This is a genomic window from Halomonas campaniensis (genome assembly GCF_002211105.1).
GTDB lineage: Bacteria > Pseudomonadota > Gammaproteobacteria > Pseudomonadales > Halomonadaceae > Vreelandella > Vreelandella campaniensis_A.
Genome location: NZ_JPUA01000025.1, coordinates 66,664 through 80,141 on the forward strand (window position 1 = coordinate 66,664; position 13,478 = coordinate 80,141).

Below are 13,478 nucleotides of genomic sequence, written 5' to 3' on the forward strand. Positions count from 1 at the left end.
CACTGCGCTTATGCAGGCTATATGAGCTACTTGGGTAACGTTAAGACAGTGATGCCACCTCGAGCATCTAGCCTGCTTCATGCCTGCGCAGTGTCCAGTATCCTCCCCACAGCCGGGTTGCCGTAGTGATAAGGCAGGCAATAGAGAAGAGTATAGCCAAAATGGGAAAGTGTTCAGGGAATAAGCAAAATACCACTAGTGCCAGCACGGTTTCGGTGCCTTCGGTTAACCCCTCTAAATAGTAGAACGCTTTGTTGGGAAAGTGAGCGCGCTCTATGGCTTGCTGCTTGGCGGCAATGGCAAAGGCTAGAAACGAGGTGCCTGTACCGATAAAGGCAAATAGCAGCAGCGCAGCGGCGAGGGCGTTCTGGCTGGGATTCGCCAATGCGAAACCCAGCACCACTGCGGCATAGAAAACAAAATCGAGCCCAATATCCAGAAACCCGCCTGCGTCGCTTGAGCGCCCGGCTAAACGTGCCAAGGCGCCATCAACACCGTCGCCCAGACGGTTAAGCACAATTACCAGCAGGGCGAATCCGTACTGCTCCCATGCCAGCAGAGGCAGGGCCGTTATACCCAATACAAAAGCGCTAAGTGTCACTTGATCGGGGGTGATGTGCTTATTCAGTAACGTCTTTGCGATGCGTCTCAAGGGGCGCTGGGTAAGCGGCATTGTCCAGCGGTCAAGCACACGTTTCTCCTCAACAGGTATAGGAAAGTCTACGTTAATAATACCGACAACTTACGTAGTTCATACGCTGATGTCACCGTTAGCATTACCGCATAGTTAAACTAAAGTTGTTAGACTTTGGTTGTAATTATGGGTAAATCACTGGACTAATTGCCTATTGCAGTTAATAAAGGGCGCCAAAGGAGGTTCCGTATTGCCCCGCGTGCGGCATATATGTCGGAATGTTGATCCTCGATTTGTTCTTTTCACTCTGACCGTAAGTGGCGCAAATTGTATGCATAAAACTGCCCTGATGACGGTATGGGATCAGCTATGGCACTCCCACTACCAAGCCAAAAATCTATTGATGTGCGCGCTGCCGACGGGTGGGGCCGCCAACGCCGCGGCTTCCAATGCCAAGCGCGATCCTTCCCATCAACCTAAGCCGCCTGCCTACACCACTCCGCAAAAGATTGGCCTGCTGCTTGGCCCACTGCTGTTCGCTTTTGTGGTGATGTTCTTTCACCCTGAAGACTTAAGTTTTGAAGGGCGCATGGTGCTCGCCACCACCCTGTGGGTAGCCGTATGGTGGATCACCGAAGCTATTCCTATCCCCGCGACTTCGTTGCTGCCCATTGTGCTATTGCCGATTACCGGCGCGTTGGATGGCAATACCGTCACGGCCGCCTACGGTAACCCAATTATTTTCCTGTTTCTGGGCGGTTTTATGATCGCGCTGGCAATGGAGCGATGGGATCTCCACAAGCGTATCGCGCTGTCGATTATCGCCGTGCTGGGCACCAGTATTAATAGCATCGTGTTTGGTTTTATGGCCGCGACCGGCTTTTTGTCGATGTGGGTCTCCAATACCGCGTCGGTCATGATGATGCTGCCGATTGGTACCGCTATCGTCTACCAGGTGAGCCAAGAGCTGGCAAAAAGTGACGGCGACCACAGTGACGAAATCGATAAGTTCAGCAAAGCGCTGATTTTTGGTATCGGTTATGGCGGCACCATTGGGGGATTAGGCACGCTAATTGGTACCCCACCGAATATCATTCTCGCTGCCATTGTGAATGAACTGTTTGGCATCGAGATCTCCTTTGCCGGTTGGCTCATGTTTGCTTTTCCCGTCGTGCTGGTGTTGCTGTTTAGCACCTGGCTACTACTAACGCGGGTATTTTTCCGTATCGAGTTTAGTCACCTGCCGGGCGGGCGAGAGCTGATTAACAAAGAAAAAGCAGCGCTGGGTAACACCAGTTTCGAAGAGAAAGCGGTACTGGCGGTGTTTTTGTTCGCTGCCTTTATGTGGATCACCCGCTCGTTCTTGTGGCAGGGGCAGATCATCAATATCCCCGGCATTAATGACACCATGATCGCGATAGTCGCTGCGCTGCTGCTGTTTTTGATTCCCTCCAAAAACAAAGGCGGCTGCCTACTGGGTTGGGACGTGGCGAAAGATGTGCCTTGGGGCATTCTGCTCCTGTTCGGGGGTGGTTTGGCGATTGCCGCAGGCTTTGGCTCTTCCGGCTTGGCAGAGTGGATTGGCGGGCAAATGAGCGTTCTGGAAGGCGCCAACTTCCTGCTGGTCATCCTGCTGGCGACCGGCATGGTGCTGTTCTTGACCGAAATCACCTCGAATACCGCAACGGCCACCATGATTCTGCCGGTGTTGGCGTCGCTGGCGCTGGCGCTGGATATCCACCCCTTTGTGCTGATGGTGCCCGCCGCCATGGCGGCTAACTGCGCCTTTATGCTGCCAGTAGGTACCCCGCCCAACGCTATCATCTTCGCCACTGGCAAACTGAAAATTATCGAGATGGTGCGCACCGGCTTCTGGATCAACATCATCGCCATGCTGCTGATTGTGGCGGCGGTGTACTTCCTGCTGCCGGTCATGTGGGGAGTTGACCTCACCAACTACCCTGACGCCTTCCGTCGCTAGCGTTGGTAGAGCCTAGAACCTTTAGAGAACCATCAGCCCCGCCATTGAGCGGGGCTTTTTGTTAGTAGTTGTTTAATCACATCGCGTTTATAAACAATATTAAAGTTCACCATAGAGATTAGACAAATCACAGCGCTTAACTATAGTGCCTACAAGGTGCCATAAGCATAAGAGAGAGTAGAGTTTCATGGCGTAATAAGGAGATGAGCAATGGAACTGCTTGAAAAAGTTAGCGCGTATTTACAAAAGCATGAACTTAAAATGGCCACAGCGGAGTCTTATACTGCGGGGTTAATTGTTTCCGAACTCGCCAGAGTGCCGGGCAGCGGGCAATCGATAGACTGTGGCTTAGCGGTTTACTCACCCGAGGCCAAAAATCGCTACTTGGCCGTCAGTTTTGAAACCATCGATAACCACGGGTTAACCAGTGAAGCAACCGTGCGTGAAATGGCATTGGGCGCATTAAATAATAATGATGCCAATGTGGCGCTGGCCAATACGGGGATTGCGGGGCCTGAGCCTCACGATGGAATACCTGTTGGTACGGTATGCTTTGCCTGGGCCTTTCGGCATAACCAACAGATATTCCTAACCACCGAAACGCGGCGTTTCTCAGGTGACCGGAATCAGGTTCGTCTCGCCGCAGCTCATTACGCTCTGGAAATGGTTCCGCAGCAACATGGTGAAGTGCTGGCAGGTAACGCGCCGCGTGTTGATGAGTCGTAACAGCGATTCCCTATCAATTGCATGGAGGCAGAACGAGCAATGACTCAACAAGCAGATCAGCAACAGCTTATTCAGTCAGCGTTACAGGTGAAGGCATCTATTGCGCCGAGTGATGAAATCAATACCCGGGTCGAGTTTCTTTGCAGCCAAATGCTAGAGACAGGCCAGCACGGACTGGTACTGGGTATCAGTGGCGGCGTGGACTCAACTGTTGCGGGGCGGTTAGCTCAGTTAGCTGTCGAAAAAGCTCGCGATAAAGGGTTTGACGCCTGTTTCTACGCGATGCGCTTGCCTTACGGGGATCAAAAAGATGAAGAGGACGCTCAACAGGCACTCACCTTTATCGGCCCCGATGAAGTGTTAGCAGTAAACGTAAAGCCTGCTAGCGACGCTATGCTAACTTCTCTGGAAGAAGGGGGGCTGGAGTTTAAAGATGCTGCTCAGCGGGACTTTGTATTGGGCAATATCAAGGCGCGACAGCGCATGGTTGCCCAATATGCCGTCGCGGGGGCTAAGTCAGGTTTAGTGGTGGGGACTGATCAAGCGGCGGAAGCGTTGATGGGTTTTTTCACCAAATATGGTGACGGTGCATGCGACTTGGCGCCACTGACCGGTCTTACCAAAGCGCAGGTAAGAGAGATTGGCGCCGCCTTGGGTGCGCCCGCCTCCCTGGTCGAGAAACTGCCCACTGCCGATTTGGAATCACTGCAACCTCAATTGGCTGATGAAGAGGCAATGGGTGTCACCTACGCTGAAATCGACGCGTTTCTTAGCGGCCAGGAGGTGAGCGAGCAGGCTTACACGACCATTACCCGCACCTATCAACGCACCGAACATAAACGCCAGCTACCCAAAACGCCGTAGCATCATTTGATACAAGCTTAACGCAAGCGCTAAACGCAGCCCTATTAGGTTGTTATGATGCCGCTACACTATTGGCAGTTGAGCTTGTTATGCGTCTACTTCACACCGCTGATTGGCACCTGGGGCGGCTGTTCCACAACCTTTCTCTGCTGGATGATCAGCGCCATGTGCTCGATCAACTTATCGAGATCATCGACCGGGAGAACGTCGATGCGGTGCTGATCGCGGGCGATATCTACGACCGCTCGGTGCCACCCTCTGCGGCGGTAACGCTGCTGGATGAGGTGCTCCACGCTCTCTGCGAGGAGCGCAAACTACCGGTGGTTATGATCTCGGGCAACCACGACGGTGCCGAGCGGCTGCGCTTTGGTGCGCGCCATCTGCGCCAGGCCGGGCTACATATCCTTTCCGACTTAGCTGATTTTGACACCCCCGTCACATTGACGATCAAGGGGTGTGAGGTCGATGTGTTTGGCATTCCCTACGCCGACCCCGAACATGTACGCAGCCAGTTTAACGTTGATGTACGCGATTTTGACGCTGCCCACCGCTATTTGGTTGAACGTATCGAAGAGCAGCGCCACCCCGCACGCCCCTGCATACTAATGAGCCACTGCTTTGTGGATGGCGGTAGTGCTTCGGATTCAGAACGCCCGCTGACCCTGGGCGGCGCCGAAAGCGTCGCCTGGGAGCCGATGCAAGGCTTTGATTACGTAGCGCTTGGCCACCTGCATGGCCCCCAGTACCGCGGTGGCGAGCATATTCGCTACAGCGGCTCGCTGCTCAAATACAGCTTTTCCGAAGCCAGCCAGCGTAAAGGCGTAACGCTGGTGGATCTCGACGCGTCCGGCGTCGCTCGGATTGAACAGGTTCCGTTACTACCCAGCCGTGAAGTGCGCGTACTAGAGGGCGAGATTGATGCATTGATTGCCCAGGGGCGAACAGACCCGCAAGCTGATGACTATCTGCTGGTGAGGCTTACCGATCGTCACGCCATTCTCGACCCCATGGGCAAGTTGCGTGAGGTGTATCCCAACGTGCTGCACCTGGAGAAGCCTGGCATGCTGGATGCCCGTGGTAATCAGCAGCTCGACCGTGAGCGGCTAAAGTTCAGCACCCTGGATATGTTCAGCGACTTCTTCGCCCAGACCAGTGGTGAGCCCCTGACCGACCAACAAACCGAGGCGATAAGCACACTAATAGGCGAGCTTAGCCGTGATGAAGAGGCTCAGGGATGACACCGCTAACCCTTACCATCCAGGCGTTTGGGCCCTTTGCGGGCAGTGAGACCATCGATTTCACTGCCCTGGGCAGAAGTCCGCTGTTTCTGATTAATGGTCCCACCGGCGCCGGTAAAAGCTCGATTCTCGATGCGCTCTGTTTTGCGCTCTACGGCCAGACCACGGGCAATGAGCGTGATCCGGCGCAGATGCGCTGCGACCAGGCCGATGCCTCCCTGCTAACCGAAGTGACGCTGGACTTTCGCCTGCGGGGTGTGGATTACCGGGTGCGCCGGGTTCCCCAGCAGGAGCGCCCCAAAGCCCGCGGCGAAGGCACCACCACTCATAACGCGGAAGCCCAGCTGTGGCGATTAAAAGCCGATGGTGATGTAGAGACCTGCCTGGTGGCGCGCAAGGTCAACGATGCCACCGCCGAGCTACAAACCCTGATCGGCCTGGATGCCAACCAGTTTCGCCAAGTGATGGTGCTCCCCCAGGGCAAGTTTCGTGAACTGCTGCTGGCAGGCTCCAAAGAGCGCGAAGTGATTTTCTCCCAGCTGTTTCAAACCCAGATTTTTCAGCGAATCGAAGAACGCCTGCGCACCCAGGCCAATCAAATCGAGCGGGCAGTGAGTGATCATCGCCAGCATATCAGTGGCATCCTCGCCGGGGGAGAGCTTGAGAGCGAAGCCGCGTTAGGGCAAGAGCTTGAAGCGCTGACACCCCAGGTAGACCAAGCGCGGCAACGCTTTGAAACCGCCCAGCAGCAGCGACGTAGCGCCGAAAAGCAGCGTGATGAGGCCATGGCACTGCAGCGCCAATTTGAGGCCCGGGATCAGCTGGCGGCGGATAAAGCCCGCCATCTTGAGCAGCACGCTGAGATAGAAAGCTGTAAGGAGCGTTTAGCGCAAAGCACCCACGCCCAGGCGCTGCGCCCACAGAGAGCTGCCTTAGACCAAGCGCAGCAGACGCTGAACACCGCCCAGGCCGAGCAGCGACTGGCGCAAGCCGCGTTAGCCACACAACGTACTAACGCAGAGCAGGCGCAGCAGGCGTTAGAAGTGGCACGCCAGCGTCAGGCAGAGCTCCCCGCCCTCCGGGAACGGCATCGGCAATTGGGCGAATTTATTCATAAAAGCCAGCAGTTAAGCGAGTTGCAGGCGCGTTTTAAAACGGTGCAGGCCACCTGGCAACACGCTGATAGTGCGCTCAAGCGTGATGAGGCGCAGCTAGACAATATTCGCCAGCAGGGCGAAGCGATTAGCGTTAATCTGGAACGCTTACAGACAGAGTTTCAGCAACTGGCCAGCGCCCCCGCTGAGCTAAGCCGCCATAACGACCTGCTGACCCAGCGCCAAGAGCTGGATGAACTCGCCCGGCAAGCGCGTGAGTTAACCAGCCAACAGCAGCAGGCGACAGAGACACTCAACCGTCTGCAAAGCGAAGCAGAGCACGCGCAACTCCACGCCACTGAGCAGGAGATGCGCTGGCACCAGGGGCAGGCCGCACTGTTAGCGCTTACTCTTGAACAGGATGTGCCCTGCCCGGTGTGTGGCAGCCTGGAGCATCCAGCCCCAGCGGTTGATAGTGCCAATGTGGTCAGTCAGGCGCAGGTTGAAGAAGCCAGGATGGCGCAAGAGCAGGCCCGCCAAGCGCGTCAGGGTGCCGAACGTCATCACCATCAGCTCACTCAGCAGATTAACTACAATACAGAACAGGCCCAGCGGCTTGCCCAACAGTTGGGCGAGTGGGCTAGTCACCCGCTGGCTGAGCTGCAAAATGCCTGCGAAGGCTTGCGCCGCCAAGTGCAGCGCCGGGAAAGCGTTGAACGTGAGATTAGCCAGCAGAACACCGCTCGCGAAGCGCTGCGCCGCGAGTGGGGCGCGCTGGATAAGCAGCTTAAAACCCAGCGTTCCGAGGTGGAGAAGGCGAAAGAGGAGGCGTTACGCCTGGAGAGTCAGCGCGATCAGCTGAGCCAATCGCTGCCTGAAGATGCCCGCGACCCTGAGGCAATGCGCCGAACCCTCACTGAGCTTGAACACCAGATCGCACAACTTGAAAAAGCCTGGGAGAGCGCCCAGCAGATGCTCTCGACCAGCCAAACCCAGCTGGCCCGGGCGGAAGAGCAGCTACGCGGCGCGAACGAGCGAATCGAACGTAGTGAGCAGACGCTAAAGCAGGTGCAAACAGAGTGGCAAACTGCCCTGCAGGCTAGTCCCTTTGGTGATGAGGCGGCGTTTCAGGCTGCGCAGTTGGATGATGCTCAGCGTCAAGAGTTGACTCGGCAAGTAGAGGCGTACCAACGCCGCCTGGCCGAGCTTGAAGGCGCGCTGGAGAACTACCAAACCCAGCTTGCGGAAAAAACGCCGCCAAATATGGCCGCGCTGAACAGCCTAGCCGAGGCGGCCCAGGTCGAAGAGAACACCCAGCTAGAGGCGTGGCGGGGGCTGGATGGGAGGCTGACCACGCTGCGAGGCATTCGTCAAAAGCTTGCGACTGCCCAAACGGCGCAGGCAGAGCTCGAAGCCCAGTATCAGCTGTGGGGCACGCTCAGCGAGGTTGCTAACGGCCGTACGGGGCACCGTATTAGCCTGCAGCGTTTTGTGCTGGGAGTGTTGCTGGATGACGTATTGATTCAAGCTTCGGAGCGGTTGGTACGCATGAGCCGCGGGCGTTATCAGTTGGTGCGCCGGGAAGATCCCTCCAAAGGTAACAGAGCCTCAGGGCTGGAGCTTGATGTGGCCGACACCTACACCGGTAAGAACCGTTCGGTAGCGACACTCTCAGGCGGGGAGTCGTTTATGGCCGCGCTCTCGCTGGCGCTAGGGCTCTCGGATGTAGTGCAGGCGTACGCTGGCGGCATTCAACTGGATACGCTATTCATCGATGAGGGCTTTGGCAGCCTGGATCAGGATGCGCTGGATCAAGCCATTGCCATGCTCAGCGAACTGCAAATGGGCGGGCGCATGATCGGCGTGATCTCCCATGTCAGCGAACTCAAAGAGCAAATGCCAGTCCGTATAGACGTGCGTGCCAGCCGGCAGGGGAGCTCAGTGGAAGTAAAGGGCGCACTTCTTTAACGCTTAACGCCGCATGGCCGATTGCAGGCAGTTTTCCTCCAAGGCCTGGTTCATGCTGCGTTCATATAGAATGTTTTATAAAGTGACTTAATCGTCAAACGAGCTCTGAAGATACTATCTACTTAGGAGTACAAGGATGAACGCAAGCAAAATTTTACAGCAGCTGATGCAGCAAGCTGGCGGAAGTCAGAAGGGCGGCAGTGGCAGTGGTGTTGATGTTAAAGGCATGCTGAGCGGGCTCTCTAAGCAGCTAGGCAGTGGCAGCAGTGGTCAAGGTGGCGGCTCCTCCAGTGGCTTCGATGTTAAGAGCCTGCTCGGTGGCGGCGCCATGGGTATGTTGGTCGGCTCCAAACGCGGCCGCAGCATGGGCGGTAAAGCGCTGAAATACGGCGCCATTGCTGGGGTGGGCGTGCTGGCGTGGAAAGCGTGGCAGAGCTCCCAGGCGGCAAAAAATGGCAATGCCCAGCAAAATACGGCCCAGAATGCGCCAGAGGGCGAGCGAGTAGAAGTGCTTAGCGGTGAGTACCAGGAGCGCCGCAGCCTGGAGTTACTGCAAGCGATGATTATGGCTGCCCGGGCCGATGGCCATATTGATGAGCAGGAGCAGGCGCTGATTACCGAGCAGATTGATGCCCTGGGTGCCGACCAGGAGATGCATAACTGGGTGGAGCAGCAGCTAAAAGCACCGCTGGATGCCCAAGCGCTGGCCCGCGAAGCGGACTCCCCTCAAGCGGCCCGGGAAATGTACCTGATCAGCGTGGCCGTGACCGATGATCAAAACCCCATGGAGCGCGCCTGGCTCGACCAGTTAGCCAGTGCGCTTAACTTACCCAAAGAGATGACTGACGAACTTGAGCGTCAAGCGCAGCAGGCGGGTTAATGCTGGATACGGTTAATTTTTGGCTAGCTACCGGCTTTGGGCTGGGGCTAGCGCCGATGGCGCCGGGTACCTTTGGCTCGCTGCTGGGCATCCCTCTGGCGTGGTGGCTGTTAAGCCGTCAGCTAGGTCAGCAAGGCGCTATCATGGCAACGCTGCTGCTACTTGCGATACCGGTTTGCCACGTCGCTGCCCGGCACTACGCCGGGTTGGATCATGGCAGTATCGTTGCCGATGAATATGTGGCGTTTCCGTTGGCGGTAATCGGGTTGCAGGCAGCACGCCACCCGCTGGTTATGGCGCTGGCATTCGGTGTTTACCGCTTTTTCGACGCGCTGAAGCCGCCGCCGATTCATCTGGCAGAGTATGTTCATGGCGGTTTTGGCATTGTCTTGGATGATGTTATCGCGGCGTTGGTGACCTGGGTGGTAATAGCGATTGGGCTAAAGCTTTGGCAGCGTCGAACCTCTGGGCAACAGTTAAACTCATGATGCTTGCAACGAAAAAAGCGCCGCTAGCCTGATGAAAAGCTAGCGGCGCTCTCGGTTATCACTCACGATTTTGAGCGCTTACAGCCTTACTCTTGAACGACAATCACCGACTTGGCATTGACGAACTCGTGCATGCCGAAGCCGCCGTGCTCGCGACCGTAACCGGAGTTTTTAACGCCGCCGAAAGGCATTTCCGGGGTAGCAACACCAAAGCCGTTGATAAACACCATGCCGGTATCAAAGTACTTGCTGGCTAGCTCGGTGGCGCGTTTCACATCTTTAGAGATGATGCCGCCGCCCAGGCCGTAACGGCTGTCGTTGGCAATGCGCATGGCATCTTCGTCATCTTTGGCACGAATCAGCGCAGCGACGGGGCCAAACAGCTCGTCGTCGTAAGCGGGCTGGCCGGGAGTCACGTTATCCAGCACGGTGACCGGGTAAAACGCGCCCTTACCGGATGGCTTTTCGCCACCGCAGAGAATCTTCGCGCCTTTGCGCACGCTCTCTTCCACTTGGTCGTGGAGATCATCGCGCAGATCCAGGCGGGCCATCGGGCCCAGGTCGCTGTCTTCTTGGGTCGGGTCACCCGCTTTAAGCGACTGCATGCGTTCTACATAGCGCTTTTTAAACGTTTCGTAGTTCTTTTCAGTGACCACAAAACGCTTGGCCGCGACGCAGGTTTGACCGCCGTTGTAGACGCGCCCCTGTACGCAGGTGTCGATAGCGACATCCATATCGGCGTCATCGAGCACCAGGTAGGCGTCGTTAGAGCCCAGTTCAAGCACCGTCTTTTTAAGGTGCTCAGCCGCTTTACCAGCGACTTTACGGCCTGCGCCATCGCTACCCGTTAGCGTTACGCCACGTACCGCAGAATGAGCAATCACCTCATCAGACACATCGTGAGAGATCACCAGTGTACGGAAGACGTTTTCCGGAAGACCCGCTTCGCGGTAGATTTTTTCCAACAATAGGCCACTGCCAGTCACGTTTTCAGCGTGTTTCAGCAGCACGCCGTTACCTGCCATAAGATTAGCGATGGAGTAACGGATCACCTGATACGCCGGGAAGTTCCAGGGCTGAATGCCGTAGATCACACCCATGGGTGAGTAGGTCACGAAACCGCGCTCGCCATTGCCAGGCTGGCGCTCTTCGTCGGCCAGTTTTTTCGGGCCGTGCTCAGCGGTGTAGTCACAGATACCGGTACACAGATCCACTTCCTGGCGGGCCTGAGAAGGCAGTTTGCCCATCTCTTTGACCATCAGGTCGGCAAGCTCGTCTTTATGCTTTTGCAGCGCCTGGCCAATGGCTTTGACCGTTTTAGCGCGGCTTTCCAGGGACTCTAAGCGCCAATCGAGAAACGCCTCGTAGCAGGCGTCCACTACCTGTTTGGCTTCCGCGCTGCTCATTAGCGTATAGGTTTCGAGGGTTTCACCATTGGTGGGATTGATCGTCTTAATACTGTTGCTCATAAGATCTCCTATCTATTGATCAACGTGGGGTCACAGCGTCCAGCTCCAGGACGCCTAATAAACCAACCGGTCTATTTCTTGCGTAAGGTCACTGTAGTACAAAAAGAGCGACCATGCATAACATTAGCGTTACCTTTCCGGCAGTGAGTAAAGCAAACAGTTCAACCAATTAGTCTAGTCAATGTGTAAGCCGTAACACCTGCTACTCAAACGTAGGCCCGCCGGCTTCTTCACCCCATACTTCTTCCAGGCGGCCATCACGACCACAGCTGTAGCGGTAAAATTTATAGCGCACCGGGTTCTTTTGGTAATAGTCCTGATGGTACTCCTCGGCAGGCCAGAAGGTGGTGGCGGGTACTACTTGGGTGGCAATCTCCCGGTCAAAGCGTTCTTCCATTTCCGCTTTGGACGCTTCGGCCAGTTCGCGCTGCTCGTCGTCATGATAGAAGATCGCCGAGCGGTATTGGTCGCCCACATCACAGAATTGACGGTCGACCGCAAAGGGGTCGATGTTGCGCCAGAAGATTTCTAATAGCTGTTCGTAGCTGATCTGCTCGGGGTCGTATTCGATTTGCACGACTTCAGCATGGCCAGTACCGCCCTGGGAGATTTCTTCGTAGCTGGGGTTCTCTAGCTCGCCGCCGATATAGCCGGAAATGGTGGCAGTGACGCCGGGTTGGTTATCGTACGGCGGTTCCATACACCAGAAGCAGCCACCGGCAAAAGTCGCTTCAGAGGAGTGGGCTTGAAGCGAAGGGCTGGCTAGGCCAGCGGCAGCCAACACGCTAAGCGTAAATGTGCGAAGAGGGGGCAGACGGATCATTGCAAGCACTCCGGTGGAGGGGCGAGTTACTGCTTATTTTATTAGTGAGCTGATTAGTCGCTTGGTGTTCCTTTTCCTTACAGTCCCTTTATCACTACCTAGCCTAGACGATGAGGCCATACCTCATCCAGCGTGCTAAGCGCCGCGTTAACGGTGGGTTCGTTGGTGCTTTCATGACGCCAGATAAAGCTTAATGCGCAGGGCAGGCGAATATTGTCCGCCACTGTCAAGCCACTCTCCTGGCGCTCGGTCATCGCTAGGGCGTCCCGGGCCAGGCTTAAGCCAACGCCTGCGCGCACCAGATCCAACATACAGGCCTCTTGATCCACTTGGGCTACTCGATTGGGCACTGCGCCGCTCGGTGCCAGCGCCTGCTTTAACAGCCGGTAGTGGGCGGAGTCTTGGGGCGTCACAATCCATGGCAGCGTGGCCAGATGCTCCCAACGGGTGTCAGTAAGTCGATTTTCCCACCCCGCAGGGGCAATCACATGGTAATCAAAGTGGGTTAGCTCACGCCAAGTGAGCCCTCCATGCTCTTGGCCCGATCCTTCGTCGGGCGGCGCCAGATAAAAGCCGACATCCAAATCGCCTTGTTCAATGCGATTAAGCACGCTGCCGCTCATGCCATGGTGCAGCTCGGTTTCTAACTGGGGCGCACGGGCCATCAGGCGGCTTAGAAACGCCCCCAGGCGGAGAAATTCCGGGTCAACAATAGTGCCGATTGAGAGCTTGCCGCGCAGCGTGCTATGTAGCGTTCCTGCGGTCTGTTCAAACGCCTGGGCGCTGGCCAGGGCTTTTTCAGCGGCAGGTAGCAGCGCATGGCCGTCGGCCGTCAAGGCAAGGCCCTGAGGGCGGCGGCTAAACAGCGTGAGGCTCAAATTGGCCTGTAGCTGCTTCAACTTTAGGCTAATAGCCGGTTGCGTCAGGTGTAGCTGCTCTGCAGCTCGCGACACGCTACCCGTTCGTGCCACGGCCACAAAGGCGCGCAGCGTGGCGTACTCTTGCATAATTAGCCTCAAATACTTGTCATGATATTAGTAGAGCTTATAACTGGCTTTTAAATAACTCAATTGATCCGTTCGCTGGGCCCAGTAGGCTAGGCTGAAGGTAAGCTCTCTGCACATCCTCTCGGCGTGCGTTCTTAAAAACAGGTACTCCCATGACAACTATGACAACTACAGCGATTCAGCACTTTATTAATGGTCAGGTCACCGCTGGTGAGTCTGCTCAATCTCAAGACGTTTTTAACCCCGCCACTGGCCGAGTTACCGGCCGTGTATCGCTAGCTTCCCCGGCGGATGTCAATACGGCGG

At 56.1% G+C, this 13,478-nt stretch carries 11 protein-coding genes; 7 read left to right on the forward strand and 4 right to left on the reverse strand.

Going from position 1 to position 13,478, the window contains the following annotated elements:
- Positions 1–67: 67 nt before the first annotated feature.
- A complete protein-coding gene (locus JI62_RS08630; RefSeq protein WP_088699772.1) occupies positions 68–691 on the reverse strand; it encodes a CDP-alcohol phosphatidyltransferase family protein in 624 nt (207 codons plus the stop codon).
- Positions 692–965: 274 nt separating this feature from the next.
- Here JI62_RS08630 and JI62_RS08635 point away from each other — a divergent pair, with 274 nt between their 5' ends.
- From JI62_RS08635 to JI62_RS08665, 7 genes are all read left to right on the forward strand, one after another.
- Positions 966–2,615, forward strand: a complete 1,650-nt coding sequence (locus JI62_RS08635) for a DASS family sodium-coupled anion symporter (RefSeq protein WP_240513184.1) — start codon at positions 966–968, stop codon at positions 2,613–2,615.
- Between the two features lie 210 nt (positions 2,616–2,825).
- Positions 2,826–3,341, forward strand: a complete 516-nt coding sequence (locus JI62_RS08640; protein ID WP_088699773.1) for a CinA family protein — start codon at positions 2,826–2,828, stop codon at positions 3,339–3,341.
- 39 nt (positions 3,342–3,380) lie between these two features.
- On the forward strand, positions 3,381–4,205 hold the full coding sequence (gene nadE / locus JI62_RS08645) for an ammonia-dependent NAD(+) synthetase (RefSeq protein ID WP_088699774.1): 825 nt from the start codon (positions 3,381–3,383) through the stop codon (positions 4,203–4,205).
- Between the two features lie 89 nt (positions 4,206–4,294).
- Positions 4,295–5,443, forward strand: coding sequence for an exonuclease SbcCD subunit D (locus JI62_RS08650; RefSeq protein WP_088699775.1), 1,149 nt, complete (start codon positions 4,295–4,297; stop codon positions 5,441–5,443).
- Positions 5,440–8,505, forward strand: a complete 3,066-nt coding sequence (locus JI62_RS08655; protein WP_088699776.1) for an AAA family ATPase — start codon at positions 5,440–5,442, stop codon at positions 8,503–8,505. Before JI62_RS08650 ends, JI62_RS08655 begins: the two co-directional genes overlap by 4 nt.
- 136 nt (positions 8,506–8,641) lie before the next feature.
- Complete coding sequence (locus JI62_RS08660) at positions 8,642–9,385, forward strand: tellurite resistance TerB family protein (protein WP_088699777.1); 744 nt, start codon at positions 8,642–8,644, stop codon at positions 9,383–9,385.
- Positions 9,385–9,873: a phosphatidylglycerophosphatase A family protein gene (locus tag JI62_RS08665; protein ID WP_088699778.1), complete on the forward strand. Its 489-nt coding sequence runs from the start codon at positions 9,385–9,387 to the stop codon at positions 9,871–9,873. The genes JI62_RS08660 and JI62_RS08665 overlap by 1 nt, the downstream gene beginning before the upstream one ends.
- Before the next feature lie 86 nt (positions 9,874–9,959).
- On the opposite strand, the gene JI62_RS08670 is transcribed toward JI62_RS08665, so the two are convergent.
- The 3 genes from JI62_RS08670 to JI62_RS08680 all read right to left on the reverse strand — a co-directional run bounded on the left by JI62_RS08670 (position 9,960) and on the right by JI62_RS08680 (position 13,172).
- Positions 9,960–11,342, reverse strand: coding sequence for an NAD-dependent succinate-semialdehyde dehydrogenase (locus JI62_RS08670; RefSeq protein ID WP_088699779.1), 1,383 nt, complete (start codon positions 11,340–11,342; stop codon positions 9,960–9,962).
- Positions 11,343–11,544: 202 nt separating this feature from the next.
- Positions 11,545–12,165 carry a peptide-methionine (S)-S-oxide reductase MsrA gene (gene msrA, locus JI62_RS08675; RefSeq protein ID WP_088699780.1) on the reverse strand — a complete coding sequence of 207 codons (621 nt, stop codon included), beginning with the start codon at positions 12,163–12,165 and terminating at the stop codon, positions 11,545–11,547.
- A gap of 98 nt (positions 12,166–12,263) precedes the next feature.
- Entirely contained in the window at positions 12,264–13,172 is a 909-nt protein-coding gene (locus tag JI62_RS08680; RefSeq protein WP_088699781.1) for a LysR family transcriptional regulator, read from the reverse strand.
- Positions 13,173–13,478 lie beyond the last annotated feature (306 nt).